20 protein-coding genes are annotated in these 19,718 nt (G+C 46.2%); 3 read left to right on the plus strand and 17 right to left on the minus strand.

The genetic code is table 11. The annotated features are described in order from the left end of the window. Positions 1–65: 65 nt before the first annotated feature. The 6 genes from DET59_RS18810 to DET59_RS18835 all read right to left on the minus strand — a co-directional run bounded on the left by DET59_RS18810 (position 66) and on the right by DET59_RS18835 (position 6,782). Positions 66–1,469 (minus strand): sensor histidine kinase, encoded by a 1,404-nt coding sequence (locus DET59_RS18810; RefSeq protein ID WP_113971134.1) that lies wholly within the window; start codon positions 1,467–1,469, stop codon positions 66–68. After that, positions 1,459–2,163 carry a response regulator transcription factor gene (locus tag DET59_RS18815; RefSeq protein WP_113971135.1) on the minus strand — a complete coding sequence of 235 codons (705 nt, stop codon included), beginning with the start codon at positions 2,161–2,163 and terminating at the stop codon, positions 1,459–1,461. Before DET59_RS18815 ends, DET59_RS18810 begins: the two co-directional genes overlap by 11 nt. 177 nt (positions 2,164–2,340) lie before the next feature. Beyond that, entirely contained in the window at positions 2,341–3,204 is an 864-nt protein-coding gene (locus DET59_RS18820) for a hypothetical protein (RefSeq protein WP_113971136.1), read from the minus strand. 84 nt (positions 3,205–3,288) lie between these two features. Then, a complete protein-coding gene (locus DET59_RS18825; protein WP_113971137.1) occupies positions 3,289–4,176 on the minus strand; it encodes a peptidylprolyl isomerase in 888 nt (295 codons plus the stop codon). Positions 4,177–4,320: 144 nt separating this feature from the next. Then, positions 4,321–5,586: a S1C family serine protease gene (locus tag DET59_RS18830; RefSeq protein ID WP_113971138.1), complete on the minus strand. Its 1,266-nt coding sequence runs from the start codon at positions 5,584–5,586 to the stop codon at positions 4,321–4,323. Positions 5,587–6,158: 572 nt separating this feature from the next. Further along, positions 6,159–6,782, minus strand: a complete 624-nt coding sequence (locus tag DET59_RS18835) for a DUF421 domain-containing protein (RefSeq protein ID WP_113971139.1) — start codon at positions 6,780–6,782, stop codon at positions 6,159–6,161. Between the two features lie 241 nt (positions 6,783–7,023). Between DET59_RS18835 and DET59_RS21890 the strand changes: the two genes are divergently transcribed. Beyond that, the gene (locus tag DET59_RS21890) at positions 7,024–7,500 is read left to right on the plus strand and encodes a lysozyme inhibitor LprI family protein (protein WP_258549738.1); all 477 of its coding nucleotides are present in this window, start codon (positions 7,024–7,026) and stop codon (positions 7,498–7,500) included. A 485-nt stretch (positions 7,501–7,985) separates the two neighbouring features. Here the strand turns inward: DET59_RS21890 and DET59_RS18845 are convergent, their stop codons facing one another. Continuing rightward, a complete protein-coding gene (locus tag DET59_RS18845; RefSeq protein ID WP_113971141.1) occupies positions 7,986–8,513 on the minus strand; it encodes a P-loop nucleotide/nucleoside kinase family protein in 528 nt (175 codons plus the stop codon). Positions 8,514–8,555: 42 nt separating this feature from the next. Next, positions 8,556–9,260 carry a CPBP family intramembrane glutamic endopeptidase gene (locus DET59_RS18850; RefSeq protein WP_113971142.1) on the minus strand — a complete coding sequence of 235 codons (705 nt, stop codon included), beginning with the start codon at positions 9,258–9,260 and terminating at the stop codon, positions 8,556–8,558. 89 nt (positions 9,261–9,349) lie between these two features. Here DET59_RS18850 and DET59_RS18855 point away from each other — a divergent pair, with 89 nt between their 5' ends. Next, complete coding sequence (locus DET59_RS18855; RefSeq protein WP_113971143.1) at positions 9,350–10,075, plus strand: MerR family transcriptional regulator; 726 nt, start codon at positions 9,350–9,352, stop codon at positions 10,073–10,075. A 272-nt stretch (positions 10,076–10,347) separates the two neighbouring features. Next, complete coding sequence (locus DET59_RS18860) at positions 10,348–11,445, plus strand: hypothetical protein (protein ID WP_113971144.1); 1,098 nt, start codon at positions 10,348–10,350, stop codon at positions 11,443–11,445. A 90-nt stretch (positions 11,446–11,535) separates the two neighbouring features. On the opposite strand, the gene DET59_RS18865 is transcribed toward DET59_RS18860, so the two are convergent. The 9 genes from DET59_RS18865 to hxlB all read right to left on the minus strand — a co-directional run bounded on the left by DET59_RS18865 (position 11,536) and on the right by hxlB (position 19,717). Next, on the minus strand, positions 11,536–12,384 hold the full coding sequence (locus DET59_RS18865; protein ID WP_113971145.1) for an SDR family oxidoreductase: 849 nt from the start codon (positions 12,382–12,384) through the stop codon (positions 11,536–11,538). Further along, on the minus strand, positions 12,384–13,454 hold the full coding sequence (gene uxuA, locus DET59_RS18870) for a mannonate dehydratase (RefSeq protein ID WP_113971146.1): 1,071 nt from the start codon (positions 13,452–13,454) through the stop codon (positions 12,384–12,386). Before uxuA ends, DET59_RS18865 begins: the two co-directional genes overlap by 1 nt. 18 nt (positions 13,455–13,472) lie before the next feature. Beyond that, complete coding sequence (locus DET59_RS18875) at positions 13,473–14,132, minus strand: bifunctional 4-hydroxy-2-oxoglutarate aldolase/2-dehydro-3-deoxy-phosphogluconate aldolase (RefSeq protein ID WP_113971147.1); 660 nt, start codon at positions 14,130–14,132, stop codon at positions 13,473–13,475. A gap of 36 nt (positions 14,133–14,168) precedes the next feature. Beyond that, complete coding sequence (locus DET59_RS18880) at positions 14,169–15,188, minus strand: zinc-binding alcohol dehydrogenase family protein (protein WP_113971148.1); 1,020 nt, start codon at positions 15,186–15,188, stop codon at positions 14,169–14,171. 30 nt (positions 15,189–15,218) lie between these two features. Next, positions 15,219–16,493: a TRAP transporter large permease gene (locus tag DET59_RS18885; RefSeq protein ID WP_113971149.1), complete on the minus strand. Its 1,275-nt coding sequence runs from the start codon at positions 16,491–16,493 to the stop codon at positions 15,219–15,221. After that, entirely contained in the window at positions 16,493–16,969 is a 477-nt protein-coding gene (locus DET59_RS18890; protein ID WP_113971150.1) for a TRAP transporter small permease, read from the minus strand. The genes DET59_RS18885 and DET59_RS18890 overlap by 1 nt, the downstream gene beginning before the upstream one ends. A 56-nt stretch (positions 16,970–17,025) precedes the next feature. Next, on the minus strand, positions 17,026–18,018 hold the full coding sequence (locus DET59_RS18895; protein WP_113971151.1) for a TRAP transporter substrate-binding protein: 993 nt from the start codon (positions 18,016–18,018) through the stop codon (positions 17,026–17,028). 107 nt (positions 18,019–18,125) lie between these two features. Further along, positions 18,126–19,142: an ureidoglycolate dehydrogenase gene (gene allD / locus DET59_RS18900; protein ID WP_113971152.1), complete on the minus strand. Its 1,017-nt coding sequence runs from the start codon at positions 19,140–19,142 to the stop codon at positions 18,126–18,128. Positions 19,143–19,171: 29 nt separating this feature from the next. Further along, positions 19,172–19,717, minus strand: a complete 546-nt coding sequence (gene hxlB, locus DET59_RS18905) for a 6-phospho-3-hexuloisomerase (RefSeq protein ID WP_258549739.1) — start codon at positions 19,715–19,717, stop codon at positions 19,172–19,174. Between the last annotated feature and the right edge of the window lies 1 nt (position 19,718).

Here is a 19,718-nt window from a genome sequence, read left to right on the forward strand (position 1 = left end):
CCAATCCAAGACCGGGCCAAGGTACCTGTCCCCTTGGTTCGTTCCCTGACTCCTTGATCCACTACCTACAACGGCAACCGAATCACAAACCTCGTACCCTTCCCTTTCTCACTGAAAACCTCGATCGTCCCCTCATGCATGAGCACCAATTGCTTTACGATGGAGAGTCCGATGCCGAATTCACCGTATGGATTATTCGTCCGGGACAGGTCCGCTTTGTAGAACCTGCGCCAAATCGACCGGATTTCTTCGGGGTCCATGCCGATCCCTGTGTCGTCGATTTCAATGACGGTTTCAGTCCCGGAAGACGAGCCGCTTAACGTGATTGTTCCCCCGGAGGTGAATTGGATGCTGTTTTTCGTGATGTTGATCAGAATTTGGATGAGCCGGTCATAGTCGGCATATACCGTAGCAGCAGAATCTGCCGAAATCCTGATTTCGTTCCCCTTTTCTTCTGCCTGAAAGTCGAGCTGTTCCTTGATGACTTCGAGGACATCCAGTAATGGTAAGGTGACTTTCGTGATGGTTACCTGGTTGGAGCGGATTTTTTCATAGTCCAGGTTTTCGTTCACCAGTCTGATCAGGCGCCTCGTTTCCTCGCTGACGAGTCCGAAGCTTTTCTCTTTCTGTTCTTCGGGGATCATATCGTTTCTGATTCCCTCGATGACACCGCGGATCGTGGTCAGCGGGGTTCTCAATTCGTGTGATACATCCGCCATGAACTGCCTTCTCCGGTTCTCCAGAGTATCGATTTCCTCTTTGGATGCCCGGAGTTTCGTGACCATTTCATTAAAATCTTCGGCAAGATCGCCGATTTCATCGAAGTTCGAGCTTGGGACTTGAACATCGTAATGACCGGATGACACACGGGAAGTGGCGTCCCGGATCCTCTGAATCCTTTTCACATGGAGCTTTGACAAGAACAAGCTGATCAAGAGGGAAATCGCCAGGGACAGAAGTACGATATACAGGAGATATCGATTGATTTCACTCAGCATTTCCCTTGAGCCGCTGATCGGTGAAATCAGGATCAGCCCGCCCGTCAGCTGACCATCCACAATCCGGGGCATGATGACGAGGGATACAGCCTGGTCAAAACGACCGAAATCTTTCTTCAGCGGGACGGTTTCACCGCCCTCGATCTTTTGCCACTCATCCTTTGAGAGCTCGATTCGCGGGTACACCCCTCCCCTGGAGAATGATACCTCCCCTTGGCGGTTGAACGTGATCACATCGATGTTCCGGGCATGAAGCAAGTTGCTGTATTCCTCCAGATAAAGAGGCCGTCTCGGACCTGGCCTTTCAAGATCTGATAAAATTTTATCCCCGTACGTCCTGAGTTCCGTGACCTTATTTTCGTAGACAAGATTTTCGACATAATGGGAAAACAGGGTGCCAAGGATCAAGAAGGCGATGATGAGTACGCTTGTATGGCTGAGTAGCAGCTGATAAAGATATCTAATTTTCATCCCCGGCCGCCGCCTCATCGAATTTATACCCTACTCCCCAGACCGTATGCAGGTACGGCTTTTCCTTGCTGCCGATTTTGTTGCGAAGCCGCTTGATATGGACATCGACCGTCCGTTCATCCCCGTAAAAATCATATCCCCACACGCGTTCGAGAAGCTGCTCCCTCGAGAACACCTGCCGCGGGTGACGTGAAAGATAATAGAGCAATTCAAATTCCTTTGGTGTCAGATTGGTAAGGGGAACGCCTTTCAGCAGGACTTCACGGGTTTCCTTACTGATCTGGAAATCTGCCGTCGAGACATCGTGACTTCCTGACCCGCTGCTTTTCTCCCCTTGATACCGCCGCGAAACAGCCTTTATCCTGGCCATCAGGGCAAGGGGGGAGAAGGGCTTGGTCACATAATCGTCGGCACCGAGTTCGAGGCCAAGCACCTGATCCGATTCACTATCCTTCGCCGTCAGCATGATGACCGGGATCTGTGACCCTTCCTCCCTGATTTTCCGGCAAATGGTGACCCCGTCCATCCCAGGCAGCATCCAGTCCAGAATGACGAGATCCCAATCACCGTCTTTATAACGCCGGTACCCTTCAGCCCCGTCGTGGACAAACTCCCCTTGAATCCCTTCTTTTATAAAAAACATCTCAAGCATGCTTGTGACACTCTTATTGTCTTCAATGACCAATACGTTCATCAACATCGCTCCTTTCCCGACTGAACCATGGGGACAGGTACCGTGGCTCCATTCCAATACTGTGCCAAGGTACCTGTCCCCATGGCTCCCTATCTAAAGTATAGTCGTTTTGACTGATTCATTCTAATGTAACCTCCTAATGAAAAACCCCCGCACATTTGGCGGGGATTTCAATCCTTATAATGTATCACTTTCGGACTCGGCAGCAGGTGCCTCACTTTGTTCTGCCTCAGGTGCTCCTCCATATGGTCCTTTTCCATGACCAGGACCATTGTGGTGGCCTTTCCCACCCATGTGGAAGAAGAATCCCTCTTCCTTATTGAATGGGAAGAAATCCAGTTCCTTCGCTTCATCGGCATGATCGGTCACGATTTCTTCCATCAGTTCTTTGGACGTTTTGCCTTCTGTTTCAATACCCAGTTCTTTGGCGGCTTTTAAAATGGAGGCTTCGAATATCTCTTCTTTTAATTCAGGATGCTCTTTGCCTTCTGTCTCGATGCCAAGATCTTTTGCCTGATTCAGAAGTGCAACTTCCCTTACTTCATCTGCAAGCTCATCCAGTTCCTTGCCCTCGGTTTCCACTCCAAGTTCTTTCGCTTTCTGTTTAAGCAAAGCTTCCCTTACCTCTTGAGAAAGCACTTCCTGGTCTTTGCCTTCCGTTGATATCCCCAGCTCTTTCGCTTTTTCATTCATTTCCGCCTGGCGGATTTCATCCATGACGGCACGGTGATCCTTTCCTTCTGTTTCAATGCCCCATTCTTTCGCTCTTTTTTCGAGTTCGGCCTCCATGATCTCTTGGGCCAGTTCCCGTGAATCCATATCGGTGCTGTCGATTCCAAGCTCTTCTGCTTTTTCCTTCAACTGTTCCTCATCCATGTGGAACTTTCCAGGTCCACCGCCGTGATGTCCGCCAAATGCCTGCTTAGCAACCGCCGAGTCGTTCGTCTCAGCAGCGTCCTCCTCAGCCGCAAAGGCGGGAAGGGCTCCCGCGATCCCGATCGCTAATATACCTGCCAACGCGAGTGTTCTCTTATTGTTCATTCCATTTCCTCCTTATATAGGTTGCAGCTGCACGATCATTATTTCCAGAACATATGACGAAATCATGAACAAACCATGGCCGGATTATGAAACTTTCAAAAGATTTTCGATCTTGTAATCCTCTTTCTTTTTCTGGATCCACGTTCCATACTCGGTTTGAAGGGCCTGATCAAACAGGATGTCCTTGATTTCCTCTTTACGATCGGCAAGAACCGCTTCTTTCGCGTCTTTCTTACCCGTCACCTTGATGATATGGTAGCCAAATTCCGTCTTAACCGGCTCACTGATTTCACCCTTCTTCATGGCAAACGCCTTCTCATCGAATTCCGTCACCATCTCACCTTTTGCAAAAAAGCCCAGCTCCCCGCCTGACTCGGCATTGGACGTATCAGTGGAATATTCTTTCGCAAGCTCGGCAAAATCCCCTCCGTCATCAAGCTTTTTCTTCACTTCCTGAGCCGTTTTTTCATCTTCAACCAGAATATGACTTGCCTCTACCTGTTCTTCCTGGGCAAACGTATCCTTATTCGCTTCAAAGTATTCTTTGATCTGATCATCCGAAATCGAGATTCTGTCCTTCAGCAACTTTTCCGTTATTAAAAAGGATCGGATATTCTCTTTGACACTATCAAGACTCGCTCCGCTCGAAGCCAATGCCTCATCGAATGCCTCTTCGCCTCCATAGGAGTCTTTCATTGACTTCAGTTCCTCATCAATCTCACTATCCTTGACGCTGATGTCTTCTTTGTCACCCTCTAGCTCCACAATCTTCTCGGCAATCAGTGTATCAAGGGCTGCTTCCCCATACTGATCCACAAGCGTCGAATACAAATCCTCTTTACTGATCGACTTGCTTCCCACCTTCGCCACCACTTCCTCTTTCGAAAAACCAAACATCGCAAGCATCGTGCCGACGACGACAATGCCCCCTATAACACTCCATAACGTGATCGAACGCTTCTTTTTATCCACTTATCCGCTCTCCTTTGTCATTCATTTTCGATTGTACTTGTTGGTACCTGGTACCATTTTCTTGGTTTGTGCCTGGTACAATTCACTCGGTTTGTGCCTGGCACCAAACACCCAATCCGTACCAGGCACCCCTCACAAAATCAATTAGTTAACCATCGCATTACTAGTCAAAGTCAAACTGATCGTCATTTCTTCTCCACCACGGAAAATGGTCAAATCAATCATATCCCCCACTTTCAGGTCAGCGTACAACTGCCTTCTCAAGTCGGCCACATCCGCTACTGATTGGCCATTAAGCTCGGTGATGACATCGCCCTCATTGATTCCGGCTCCTGCTGCCGCGGATGTTTTATCGATATTGGCGACAATCACCCCTGCTTCTACTTCACTCGGCAAATCTTTCAAGTATTGGCGGGGAACATCCGTTAGATTCGTCATTCCAATTCCGATATACGGACGCTCCACCTTACCTGTTTCGATGATTTCCTTGACGATCGGCTGGAAATCCTTACTTGGAATGGCAAAGCCAAGTCCTTCTACACCGGAGTTTGAGATCTTCGCGCTGTTGATTCCGATCAGCTCACCCTTTGAATTCAGAAGTGCCCCTCCACTGTTACCCGGATTGATCGCCGCGTCTGTTTGGATGACATTCAATTCAGATTCACCTTTAGATGTCTGAACCGGGATGGTACGATCGACGGCACTGACAATTCCTTGTGTCACCGTTCTTGATAGATCGAGTCCAAGGGGGTTCCCGATCGCGATCACCTGTTCACCGGCACGCAATGCACTGGAGTCCCCTACTTCCAACAGATTGTCCGCATATTTCTCATCGATCTTCAATACGGCAAGGTCAGTCAACGGATCGGCCCCGACCAGCTCCGCGTTGGTTTTTTCACCGTCATGGAGGGAAACCTCAATCTTGGAAGCCCCTTCAATGACATGGTTGTTGGTGATGATATAAGCACTGTCCCCGTCTTTTTTGAAGAGAACGCCTGAACCTGTCCCTGCTTGAGCAGCTTGTGAAGCCCCCATGCCATTCTGTTGCTGATAATTGACGATTCCGACAATCGATTCAGAGGCATCTTCCACAATGTTCGCTATATCGCCACTACTTGTTGATACCGTTGTGGGATTGATTCCCGAATCACCCGAAGACTCCACCTCGCCTTTGTCACCTGCTGACTGTTCGATGCCCGGCTGAGCCAGGTTCTGATAGTAGTCGGTTTGAGGCAATACCGTCAGAGTCAGGACCGAACCGATGATCCCGGCACCTACAGTGTTTAGAAAGCCCCGTCCTTTAAAAGGCTTCTTCGGCTTCGGGCTTCTTTGCATTTCCTCTTTCTTCACGGATTCCGTATTGTCTGATTCTATATGCTTCATTTCTTCATTTTGATTATGTTCTAGCATTTTTGTTTCCTCCTCTATTGATTTTGCTCGGTTGAACTTTGCTGTTGATTTCATCTTAGAGGGTAAATATTACGAAACTATTAACAATGTATGTACAGGATGGGAAGTTTTTAGGAAATCATTACATAATGGAAGAATAAGAGATTGTAGCCCGTAGGAATATTGAGCTCACGGGTAACATGAAGGGAATGGGAAGAGCGCGGGTTGCAGGGACCAAATTTAGCGGCAGGCTGTCGATTTGTCATTTTTCGACAAACGGATCATAATTAACGAAAACCGGATCATAAATCAGGCGAGAGCCCTATATTACCCTTATTTCCCCTGTCAGTCTTACGCAAAAGACATGAAAATCGACTAAATGATTCAATTTCACTTAAAAATTCATTTGTTTGGTGTAAAATAGGGGCAATCATGCCGGAGATGAATTGAAATCCAGGGTGGCCACGTAGCAATCCAGCCCTTCACCGCCAAACAAAAAAGTCCCTGAAGCAGACTACTCAGGAACTTTTTTCAGGTACTCAAATGACCGTTGTAAAAGCAGGATTATCCGCTAGATCAACCCACCTTCATCACTACTGAAGATGTTTCGGAGGAGGTGTGACGGCAGAGGGATATTGGATCTCTTTAAATATATCTTCCCCTCCTACTTCGTGACTGACCGGCCTTCTCGTGGAAGGTTGTACTTCAAGCATAGTGATCAGCCTCTGTACTTGTGCCTGTAGTTGTTCAAAATCTTTCATTGTCACCGGCTTCGCCTGGGGCATCAATTCCACCCCGACTTGTCCATTCGGCTCCAGCGTCGCCCATTTCACATCCGAAAGTTTACTGACTCCCTGCTGCCTCAGTTTCATTTCAAGCTGATCCACCGTCATTCGTAACTTCTTAAAGTTCTTTTCAATCAATTGGCCATTTTCCATGAGAAGCTTGGATTTCCCCGTGATCATTCGTTCTACACGATCGGATTTCACCTGCAAATATTCCATGACCATCAGCGTCAAGACCAGAACAAGCCCGACACCGATCGTGGTCCAGATATTCTTTCCGGCAACCGGTTGAATTAATAATGATCCGATTCCGATCATAATGACCGTCTGCGTCAACGTCATCTGGGAAATCGACTTCCTCCCGGCCACTCTTAACAATAAAGTTCCCGCCACAACAATGAGAACCGCTTTCCAAATCCAATCCAACTCCATTACACATTCCATCCTTTCGCCCTGTTCATCGCTAAAAACCCTCTTCTCAGGCAGAAGAGGGAAAACGGTTTATTCAGATTAGCTTCCCCTACAGGGATGGAATTATTCCAGGGACCGCGGGAAGTACCACGGGGACAGGTCCCTTGGTCTGTTAGAAATCATACTAAAGACAAAATCCCCAAACAATATTACTTCTGATACGATACCAGCAAGTACCGATGATTCGTCTACAGAAAGTACGGTGGAATCCGATAAGAACGAGGAGAATCAAGCGGAAGAATCATCAGTGGAAGATAGCAACGCTCAGGTAGACAGTAGTGAGGAAGATCATACTCCCCTATCCAAAGTAGCGGGTAAAACAGAATATCTGAACAAACTGGACAACATCCAAAAGGAACTTGATGCCATGCCAGATAAGAAGGATTCAGATAAAGGCGTGACAAACGCTATGAAAAATTACTATGGGGTGTCTTACGAAAGGTATGACGATGCATTAAATGAGATTTATTCCCTTTTGAAAAAAGAATTATCTCCAGAGGTCATGAAGGAGTTAAAAGCGGAACAGGTTAAATGGATCGAACAGAAAGAAGCGAAAGCCGAGAAAGAAAGACTGAAGTATGAAGGCGGGACGTTTGAAAATGTGGCGTGGTACATTTCTTTATACGAGTCGACGAAGGATCGGTGTTATGAGTTGGTGAATGAGTATATGACGGATTAGATGATATATGGAAGTAGGTTATGGCACCCTTTTAAAAAGACTATTGTAAGAAGGTTTAATTATACTACTTCCATAGGAGTTCTTTAAATTTATTAAAGGGACACACACCCGAGAAACAGTAGCCATGAAAATTCGTAAGAACACCCCTTAGAGTTTTCTGAATATTCTATTATTACTTTTATTGAATTACAATTTTATGGTAAAATAAAGAGATGAAATAAGGAAGGCGATGATCGAAATGGTTTGGTTAATTATTTTGTTACCCATTGTAGGCATTTTGCTCTTTGCAGTATGGTATGACAAAAGACATTCGTATAAAAAGCGTAGCTACACTGAAAATGAATTTTCAGCTACACAGTATTCATATACAAATCATCAGCAAAATGGTAATCACGGCCCAGTAGATGGGGGTAACTAAAAGCCACGGGGACAGGTACCACGGCTCTTATGCAAAATTGAACCAAGGTACCTGTCCCACCGGCTCCCTAATTCTCAACAACTATTTCCCCTTCCCCCTCAGGAACTTCAAAACCATTCAGGTAGGAAGTTAACACTTCTTCTGTAATCGGGAACGCATTGGCATCACAGCGCTTGTTCCTTATTTTAAGGCGTTCACGCAGATCATCAGGGGAAACGTTTATATAAATCAGTTTCCATTTTCCCCCAGACTGTTCGATGAGTTGTTTATACTCGTCCCTCCTTGCACGGTCCCAGAAACTGAAGTCGATGACCACCTGTTGTTTATCGTGAATGAACTTCAATAAGTGATTGCGCAATTTTCTTTCTGCCTCTTTCTTATACTCCTCCATCTTTTCCATAGGGAAATCAATCCCATAACGACCATGAGTCGCCCATATTTCTTCATCAATGGATAGACGCACAAACCCATTATTCTCAAGTTGCTGCGAGAATGTCGTTTTCCCCGAACCGGCCACACCACACATCATGACGACTAGTGGTGTGGAAACATCTCGTTCCCTGTAAATCGTTTCAAAATTAAAATGGTTGAACATGTAGGCACTCTCCCCATTTATAAAGTTGGCTTTTCTTTTTAGTTACCCCAAACTTGTCAACAACACCATCATTCCATTCGTTATACCGTGGACCAAAACCGCTGGCCAGATGGAATGGGTACGTTCATACGCTAAAGCAAAAAGGACCCCGCTAAAGAAATTTACCGGCATGACGTTATAAGTCGGGATATGGATGATGGTAAAAATGAGCGAGCTAAGGATGAGCGCTCCAGTAAATCCTATTCGTGTACGCAACCAGCGATATAAGAAGCCCCGGTAAAAAATTTCTTCGTATATTGGTGAGATAATGGCCGCAGAGATAAAGGCAATCATTATTGTAAAGATCGTTGCATCTTGCTGCATGGCCTCTGTTTTGCTGTTCTCCCACGAATTGCCTATGAAACTGGTCAGTACTACAATGATCACGGCACCAACCAATAAAATGACAGAATAGGTGATAATGATTTTCCAATCTTTAACAGAGAAAGATTTAACCCCTACTTCACTCCAGGAAAGCTTTTTTGGACGGAGTGCAATCAAATAGACACCTGAAAGGAGGATTATGGCTATGTTTAACCCTATTAATGTTCCGGCATACAGTTCATTTCCAAGCCAGTCAGAATAAAGGGGCTTAACCACGAATTTAATACATCCGATCACCAAACCAAATTCAAGAAACATCAATGATATGAATTCTTTCCAACCCCACGCGTCCTGTTCTTTCCAGTTCCTTTGACTCTTTTCCATCCATCTTCCCTCTTCCTATATATGGTATAATCCAACTATAGGAGATGACGTTACGTCACCTGCAAGCTTTTTTTTCAGGAGGGAATGGAATGAAAAGATGGACCACCGGAGAGGTAGCCAAAGAGCGGAATATATCCATTCGCGCACTTCGCTATTACGATCAGATTAACCTCCTTACACCAAGCTTTAAGGATGCGAGCGGAAAGCGTTATTATTCAGAAAAGGACTTATTTACATTAGAGAAAATCATCATCCTAAAATCTTTATCACTCCCCTTGGAGGATATTCGCGATATTTTAGATAAACTATCTTTCAAACAAGTTCTCGTCTCACACTACAATTACCTGCAAGAACAACTTTCGACACTTCAAACAAGCATCTCCTATACGACTTCATTAATTCATATGATGGAACTGGAAGAATCTTTACCCTGGGAACGTGTCTCCGAACTGGTCCGCCGTTCACAACACAGCTCAAAGAAGTGGATGGATTATTTTCAAGAAGATGAACAGGTCCTCTTACAAAAGTCCGTCCCAAACCTCAGTGACAACGACGAAACAACCCAGCAGTATATTTCATTAATCCGGCGAATGGAATCATGCATCAAACACAGTGTGAAGCCTGAATCAGAAGAAGGCTTTCAAATCGGGACCAAGTTACTGGAACTATCAAATGACATGTTCCAAGGAGATAAAGAGTTAATGGATAAATTCTGGGAAGTACGGAAACAGCCTGTAGAGGAAACCGGCCTGTATCCGATTTCGGATGAGGTACTGGAGTTTGCGGAGCGTTGTATTGAGTATGTGATGAGTTAAATAGAATGCTAGAAGGTAAATTTAATTGATTATTTGTGGTAGGTCGCGGGAACCACGTTGTTTAATAAGATATTTATGCAAGATAGTATTTTCTAAATCTAAGGATGGGCGGTAAATCCCTCCTTTATGAAGAATACGAACCTTCCCCGTCCAACCACCAGCATGAACGTTTAGATTAAAAATTCCTATCAATTTCTTTACATAGGTTTCATGTACAGGAAAATGTGTTAAAGTCCTCCATATTCTTCTATATAAAAAGGGTGTGTGAGGCAATGAAAAAGGTATCGCTGCTACTTGCAGCCGGGGTACTTATACTGGGAGCGTGCGCTGATCCTTCGAGCACAGAGGAGAGTAAGAAGGATGCGCCGTCTTCCGAACAGGACAAATCAAACGAGAAAAAAGCGGAAAACGAAAAACCAGAAAAGCCCGAACAGCCCTTTAAACCGTTGAAACCGTCTGAAGATGCTGTGGCTTTGGATAAAAGCCTATCAGAAAAGGAACAGCAGGAAATCCCTGATATGCAGGCGTTGCTGGGCGGAAATCCAGAGCGTACGGTTCCTGCGGGTGAAACGCTGGCAGAAGGGTTGGAAGATCCATCCGATGGACCATTAAAGAATCATCGGTTGGTCGCCTATTACGGAACGCCAGATTCTGAAAATATGGGGATTCTGGGCGAGTTAGAGCCTGAGGAATACATGAAGAAGCTGAAGGAACAGACGCAGGCCTATTCCGACGCTGATCCCGACCGGCCGGCGGTACCGACGATCGAGTTGATTACGACGATGGCCCAGAGTGAGCCGGGTCCTGATGGAGACTATGTGCGCATGACGTCGGAAGAAAATATTGAAAAATATGTGGAGCTTGCGGAGAAGCATGACGCTCTGGTGTTGCTCGATATTCAGCTCGGTACAGACACCGTCATGGAGCAGGTGAAAATGGTCGAAAAGTGGCTTAAGCACCCCCATGTTCACCTGGCAATCGATACGGAATTCCACGTAGCTGAAGGGGAAAAACCCGGAGATGATCTTGGACAAGTGGACGGGAAGGAAATCCAGAAGGCAGTCGAGTATGTATCGGAGCTTACGGAAAAGAATAACCTCCCGGATAAATTCGTCCTCGTCCACCAATTCACCGGTGCCGTCCTATCGAATAAAGAGGCGATCCAACCAACAGACAACGTCGAAATCGCCATAAACTTCGACGGCTGGGGAGCATCCGCAGACAAGCAGGCCCTGTACGGGAAGTACATACGTGAAGAACCGAAACAATACGGGGCATTCAAGATCTTTTATAATAAAGATGTGCCGGTCATGGAGCCGGAGGATGTGTTGAAGATGGAGCCGAGCCCTGCTATCATTAACTATCAATGATGCGAAACAAAGCCGGTAATCGCTATGATTACCGGCTTTGTTATGGAGCATTCGTACACCTGGCTATCTTAGTCTTCCATTAAAATACTACTAAACCCCCGAATAAGACATAAATCCACCATCAACAGGTACCGTAATACCTGTTACAAACCCTGCTGTATCCTCGTCAACAAGCCATAATAACGTACCCAGTAAGTCCTCAGGTTTACCGAATCTGCGCATGGGGGTTTGAGAGATGATTTTAGTTGATCTCTCTGTTAAACTGCCGTCTTCATGAGTTAATAATGTCTTGTTTTGCTCGGTCAAAAAGAAGCCTGGCGCGATGGCGTTGATGCGAATACCAGAGTCCGCCATGTGAACCGCGAGCCATTTGGTAAAGTTATCGATCCCTGCTTTCGCTGCACTATAGGCGGGTACTTTCGTCATGGGAGACGGTGAGCTCATGGAGGACATGTTGATAATGACGGCACCTTTCCGATTCACCATATTTTTCGCGAAAACCTGGGTCGGAATCAGTGTACCGAGGATATTAAGGTCAAAGACAAATCCAAATCCTTCTGGAGAAAGGTCAAAGAATGTTTTGATCCCTTCTGTGTCCAAGTCTTCCACGTTTAATGTTTCGTTAGAAGTGGTACCACGAGGGTCATTACCTCCTGCTCCATTGATTAAGATATCACAAATGCCCAATTCCCCGATGATAACCTTTTCCGCTTCCTTCACACTTTCAGCATCAAGTACATTACAAGAGATGGCAATGGCTTCACCGCCTGACTCTCTGATTTCTTTAGCCACTGCTTCTCCTTTCTCTGCTGTCCGATTAAGGATCGCGACCTTCACTCCCTGTCTGGCGAGTTCTAGTGCCATCGAACGGCAGAGTACTCCGCTGCCTCCCGTAACTGCAGCCACTTTTCCATTCAAGCTTTCATGTTGAGGCAGCATTATGCATTCCTCCCAGCACGTTCTAGGGAATCCCATATTCCCCATAGGTACATGATGCCAAGCCCTCGATCATAAAGGCCATATCCAGGTCTGCACTCTTCTCCCCAAATATGTCTGCCATGGTCAGGTCTTGCATATCCTGTAAAGCCTTTTTCATGGTAGGCTTTCATGATTTCAAGGATATCGACAGACCCATCCTTCGATCTGTGGGAAGTCTCTATGAAATCTCCATTTTCATATACCTTTACATTTCGGATATGAGCAAATGGAATTCGATTGGAGAATTCTCTGACCATATCCGCTACATTATTCCCAGAGTTCGCACCGAGGGATCCGCTGCATAGGGTCACCCCATTGGAAGGACTGTCCACAAGAGAAAGGACTCTCTTGATATTTTGTTTATTTGTTATAATCCTCGGCAATCCAAATATAGAGAAAGGAGGATCATCTGGGTGGATTCCCATTTTGATATTGTTCTCCTCGGCAACCGGTATGATTTCTTTTAGAAAATATTCGAGGTGATTAAATAAGTCTTCTTCCGTGACCTGTTTATAGGCTTCGAATAATTCCTTCAGCTTCGACAATCTTTCCGGCTCCCACCCAGGCATGGTGAAAGCGGAGTTACTTGAGATCTTTTCGACCAATTCGAATGGATCCATATCTTCCACTTTTGCTTTTTCAAAAAATAGGGCTGTTGAACCATCTTCCATTTCCTTAAATAATTCGGTTCTTGTCCAGTCAAAGACCGGCATGAAATTATAGCAGATCACTTTCACACCGGCAGCGGCCAATTTTTCGATCGTTCGTTTATAGTTTTCAATGTATTGGTCACGTGAAGGCAAACCAAGTTTTATATCTTCGTGAACGTTTACACTTTCCACAACATCAATGTTCAAACCGAATTGTTCAGCGTGGTTCTTGACTTCCTCTATCTTCTCTGAGGGCCACTCATCCCCGGCAGGGACATCATGGAGCGCCCAGACGATCCCTTCCACACCAGGTATCTGTTTGATCTGCTGGAGGGAGATACTATCATTTCCTTCTCCATACCATCTGAATGTCATCTTCATCGATTGAACCTCCTCTTCTTATGTATACATTTTTGCCGTTCTTGCTTCTCTCACAATCTCGCAATATTGTGTTGCCAATTTTGTCACTTCATCATAGTTTCCAAGGGACGCAGGCTTGGTCAGGTCGCTTCCGATCCCTATGGCAACCGCTCCGCTTTTGATCCACTCTGCTGCATTTTGTAGGTTGACCCCTCCTGTAGGCATCACAGAGATTTGAGGGATCGGCCCTCTAATGGATGAAATGATGGAAGGTGCGAACGTATTCCCAGGGAACAACTTCACGACATCGGCACCATATTCCATAGCGGTCTTCATTTCTGTAATCGTCATGCAGCCCGGCATGTATGGAATCCCATATCGATTGCACAGCTTAGCCGTTTCTCTATCAAAGCAAGGACTGACAATATACTCTGCACCCGCCAATAGGGCGATTCTGGCTGTCTCGCTATCCAGGACACTTCCAGCCCCAAGGATGAGTTCTTCTGTTCCAAACGTGCTTTTCAACGAGCGGATCACCTCTTCAGCCCCCGGGACCGTGAAGGTGACTTCTATAGCCTTGATCCCACCCTGGATGCAGGCATCCGATATCCGTTCTGCATCTCTCTTATTTTCTGCACGCACCACTGCCACTACTCCGGACTCCATCATTCGATTCAGTATGTCGATTTTTTTGATCATAGCGTATCTTCCCTTCCTTCATTAGAGTCTCTTGCCTCACCCGAACGAAATAACCACCTTCCGTACGTCTTCTGGTGATGTCTCGATTAAGCGGATCGCTTCTTCGATTCGGTCTACCGGGAATTCCTGCGTCACCATTCCCCTCGTATCGATTGTCCTGTCATTGAACATCTCGATGATGATCGGGAATTGATTGGTCTGCAGTCTTGAACCGGTGATCGTCACTTCCTTTTTCGTGATCGGCAGCTGCGTGATCTGAGATGGCCTTTCGTCGAACCCGAGGACAACGACCCGCCCTGCTGCTGATGCTGCTTCGATGGCTTGTTCAAAGGTTTGCGGGATACAGACGGCATCAATGACCACGTTTGCTCCCTCCTGTTTCGTCATCTTCATGACTTCATCTATGACATTAACGTTAGAAGCATCTATCGTATGATCCGCCCCCCACTCTTTGGCAAAAGCAAGACGGCTTTCATTTAAGTCACTGATGATCACGGTAGCGCCTTTTGTTTTCGCTACTTTAAGACAACATAGACCGATCGGTCCGGCGCCCATAATGAAAACAGTGTCCCCACCCCTGACATCACCGCGCCAATTCGCCTGTGCACCGATTGTAAACGGTTCGACCAGGACCGATTCTTTATAGCCCAATTCTTCGTCCACTTTATGGACCAGCTTTTGCGGTATGACCATGTATTCCTGCATGCCTCCGTCACGGTGGACACCGTAAACTTCGAGGTTACTGCACACATTTCCCCGGCCTGAGCGGCATGCATAACACTGACCGCAGGACTCGATCGGTTCAAGGACTACCTTATCCCCTACAGAAAGCGTGTCTACTTCATCCCCGACAGCCTCCACTACCCCTGTGACTTCATGTCCGATGACTCTCGGTAAGGTGGCAAGGGGGTTGGTACCGTGATAAATATGAATATCCGATCCGCAGATGCCGACCATTTTCACTTTGATCAAAACATCTTGTTCATGGGTGATGACAGGCTTCTCTCTTTCCACAATGCTCAACTGATGTGGTCCGGTGACTTGAACGGCTTTCATGGATAAGCAACTCCTTTTCTTTCTATTATTCTATTTAAATAAACCAGGAAGGAATAGAGTGATTTCAGGGATGAAGGCTACCAGTAAGAGCACGACGAGACTCGCTCCTAAGAAGGGCAGCAATGCCTTTGACGTTTTCCCGATGGATACCTTCCCGATACTCGAGGCAACGAATAAGCACACACCGACTGGGGGGGTGGATAATCCGATGACCAGATTCAGCACCATCATCACGCCGAAATGAACGGGATCCATTCCGACACTGGATGCCACCGGTAACAAGACCGGAAATAATATGACCAGCGCTGCGATGGTTTCCATGAATGTCCCTACAAACAACAGCAACAAGTTGATTAAGAGAATGACCACAATCGGATTGTCCGATATACCGAGGATTCCATCTGCTACAAGAATAGGAATCTGCTCACTCACCAAGATCCATCCGAACAGATTGGCAAATCCGACCAGGAACATGATGGAGGCCGTGCTGACCATGGAATCCAGCAGGATCTTAGGAAGATCTTTCAATTTAAGTTCCTTATAGACGAACATCCCGACCACTAACGCATACACGACGGCTACGATTGAAGCTTCTGTTGGCGTAAAGTAGCCTCCCAGAATCCCAAATAAAATAACAAAGGTCATTAATAATGCCCAGAAAGCACCTGTAAACGATTTAGCGATCACACCGATCGGCTGTCGTTCACCCTTCGGATATTTCCGTTTCACCGAAATGACATACGTGACGAGCATCAAACTTAATCCCAGCAGGACACCAGGAACGGCACCGGCCAAGAACAGATCCCCGATCGATACGCTCGCGAGAGTTCCAACAATGATCATCGGCAATGACGGTGGAATGATTGGACCAACAGTCGATGATGACGAGGTGACGGCTGCCGAGAAGTCTGCATCATACCCCTCTTTTTTCATCGCCGGGATCATCACGGCCCCTATACTCGCAGTATCTGCGAGGGCTGTACCCGAAATACCGGCAAACCCCATGGAAGAGCCTACATTCGCAAGACCCAGTCCCCCTCTGATATGACCGACGAAATTATTCGTAAAGCCGATGATGCGCTCTGTGATCCCACCTGCATTCATCAAGTTTCCTGCTAAAATGAATCCAGGTATGCACAGCAGTACGAAGGAATTCATGCCTGCAAACATTTTCTGAGGGACGATGGAAAGAGGGATATCAGCGATAAGCAGATAAATGATGGAAGAGATCCCTAAGCTGAATGCGATGGGCACACTGATAAAGATAAGAATTAAAAATGAAATAAATAAAATAGCTGCTAACATCAGCTTTCACTCCTTTCTTTCGGACTTATGAATGCGTTCATGACATGCATGATCGCATAGATGGCGATGAACACAAAGGATATAGAAATACTCGCATGGATAACTGACATATCCACGGCCATTGTCGCTGATGTCTGCCCTTTTCCGACAGAAATGAACGTATATCCATGATAGGCAATGACAAAGGAAAGAACGACAACGACTAAATAAATGAATGCTTCGTAAATTTCTTGAATTCTTTTAGGCAATAACCCCGTTAAGATATCCACGCTGATGAATTCTTTATTCTTCAGTGCAAGCGGTGCACCGAAGGAGATTGCATAGATAAACAGAAATCTCGTGAGTTCTTCTGTCCAAACGGCTGTGTATGGCAAATACCGGGAAAGGATTTGTATCAGCACCACTATGATGACACCGAGAAACGATAAGATCGTCGCCGCTTCCAGTGATCGTGTAAGGATGTTTGTCCCCTTCATTCTCCCTCACTCCTTTCTATAAAGAAGGCATATGTTTAACATATGCCTTACATGGTTTATTCCACTGCCAGGATTTCTTCATATAATTTGTACTGTTCCTCAGTCAAGCTCTCTTTGATCGCCGGCTTCATCACCTCGCGGAAAGCATCCTGATCGACTTCATTGAATTTCATGCCTTCATCTTTCAGCTTCTTCTCATATTCTGTGATCTCTTTGTCAAAAAGGTCTTTTCCGAATGCTTGAGCTTCCTTGGCCGCTTCTTGAACCGCTTTCTTGTTCTCATCGCTCAATTTTTCAAATTGCTTGTTTCCAACAAGGATATAAATCCATGAATACACATGCTCTGTTTCATTCACATAGTCTTGCACTTCATATAATCCGCCGCTGTGGATAAGGTCAACAGGATTTTCCTGACCATCGATCACATTTTGCTGTAAGCCGGTGAATACTTCATTGAAGTCCATGACCTGAGGTTTCGCTCCTGCCGCTTTCCATGCATCAAGGAATAAAGGAACGTTCGGAACGCGCATGCTGAATCCTTTCAAATCGTCAGGTGAACTGATCGGTTCTTTTGACGTTAAATTACGAGGTGCACGTGTATGGTAATAAAGAGGTGTCAGACCGACTTTATCTTTGATCTCTTCTTCAATCTCTTTACCGATGTCTCCCTCAACCACTTTTTGAAGGTGGTCTGCATCCCTGAATGCGTATGGTACCGCCATCAAGGCAGCTTTCGGTGACCAGTTTGCCATGGTTTCACCTGAAATGACCAGGTCGGCCGTTCCCGCTTTGATGCTGTTGATCGTATCGGTTTCCCCTCCCAACTGATTACTAGGATAGATTGTGATTTCAATTTGGCCATCCGTCTTTTCTTTGACTAAATCAGCGAACTCCAAAGCTGTTTTATGCCAGATATGATTCTCATCCGCCAGGTGTCCGAATTTCCATTTTATTTTTTCTTCCCCGCTGCCTGAAGATGATTCCGATCCACAAGCTGAAAGAAGCAGCATGATCGCTGTGATCATCGCAACCCATTTGAATTTTTTCATTTTCATTTCCCCCTTGTTTTTTCATTTCCACCTTGAACATGCGTTAAAGAGTTTGATCTTCCTGAAGAAAACACCCCTCTCCTCATCACCCCTTTCAAGGTAAATTGTCATTCTCCTGATTGCAGATACTGATAAACGGTTTCGGTCATCGGGACCCCTTCTCTCAGATGTTTCTCTTCCTTTATCTGTTCCGGCTCCCCGGGTACGAGTACCTGATCGAAACCTTCAGCAGGCTTCACCCCATGAAGCTCATCGATCATCCTGTCCATCGAGCTGAGGAAATCCTCTTTATTTGTAAAAAAAGTAGGATTGATCGCGCAGACATAGTGTCCCAGTTTCCGATGCTGGTTATAGTCGCCATACATTTTCGAAATATGGGGACCAAAGGCTGCGCCAGCTAATAGTCCTGAGAAGATATCCACCACCATGCCGAGTCCATATCCTTTTGGACCTGCAAATGGGGTTAATGCGCTTACATTATTTGGGTCCGTCGTTGCACTTCCCTGTTCATCTACACCCCAGCCTTCAGGGATGTCCTTCCCTGCTTCCTTTGCGTAAAGGATTTTTCCAAGAGCAACATTGCTCGTCGCCATATCCAAAATGATAGGCTTGTGTTTCTTTGCCGGGAATCCATACGCGATCGGATTCGTTCCTAGGAAGGGCTCCGCTCCTCCAAAGGGGACGACGATCTTATCGGTATGCGTCATAGCGACACCGATCAGTCCTTCTTCAGCAGCCTGCTGGACAAAATAGGATAACGCTCCACAATGGCTGCTATTTGTGACGGTAATCATTCCGATCCCACTTTGCTTGGCGAGTTTGATCGCCTCTTCCATGGCGTTCTTTGCGACTACATGACCGAGGCCGTCATCCCCGTTGAAAATTCCTGAACAAGGTCCGGTTTGTTCAAACGAGAACGATGGGTTCTTATTCACTCCCCCTTCATGCAACCTTCTGACATAGTGCTCGGTTCTCAGGACCCCGTGGGAACTGACGCCTCGGAGGTCGGCATGAACCAGGACATCGGCAACAACCCCGGCGTGATGTGAATCCAAGCCTGCCCCAACAAGTTTTGCGGTAGTCAATTGCCGCAGCTCCTCATGTGATACGTTCACTTCCCCCATACTCTCATCTCCATACTAAATTTGGATTATTACTCTACATTCGCATGTCTTTGCAACAGTTCGCCGTTATGATCCTTTCCTTCAAGAAGGGCTAGAATGATAGCATCCAGCAGCAGGTGTGCGCTTTGATCGAATTGGCTACCAAGCGGCTGAATCGTTGCAGGCTCTTCCTTGCGCCGTTGCTTCGTCGCTGCAGGAATTATAAGTGTTGCTTCCGGGAGCAGCCCATGTTGGGTAGACGCTGTTACTACAAACGTACTAGCACCCACTTCTACCGCTTTCGAAAAATGGTGTAAAAGCGAAGGCGAAGTGCCCGATGCACTGATTCCTATTATGAGATCCCCTTTGTCGATGCTCGGCGTGATCGTCTCGCCAATGACATACACGTCGTATCCACAGTGCATCAACCTCATCGCAAATGCCTTACCGATCAACCCGGAACGTCCTTCACCATATAGAAAGATTCGCGTTGCTTCCTGAATCTTCTTGAGCAGCTCATCGGTTTCTTTCTTGTCAACTCCCGCCAACACAAGTGCATTCTCATGAAGAATCGTTTCAATCATCCGCTTCATCATC

The sequence above is a fragment of the Rossellomorea aquimaris genome (assembly GCF_003315075.1).
In the GTDB taxonomy this organism is placed as follows: domain Bacteria; phylum Bacillota; class Bacilli; order Bacillales; family Bacillaceae_B; genus Rossellomorea; species Rossellomorea aquimaris_C.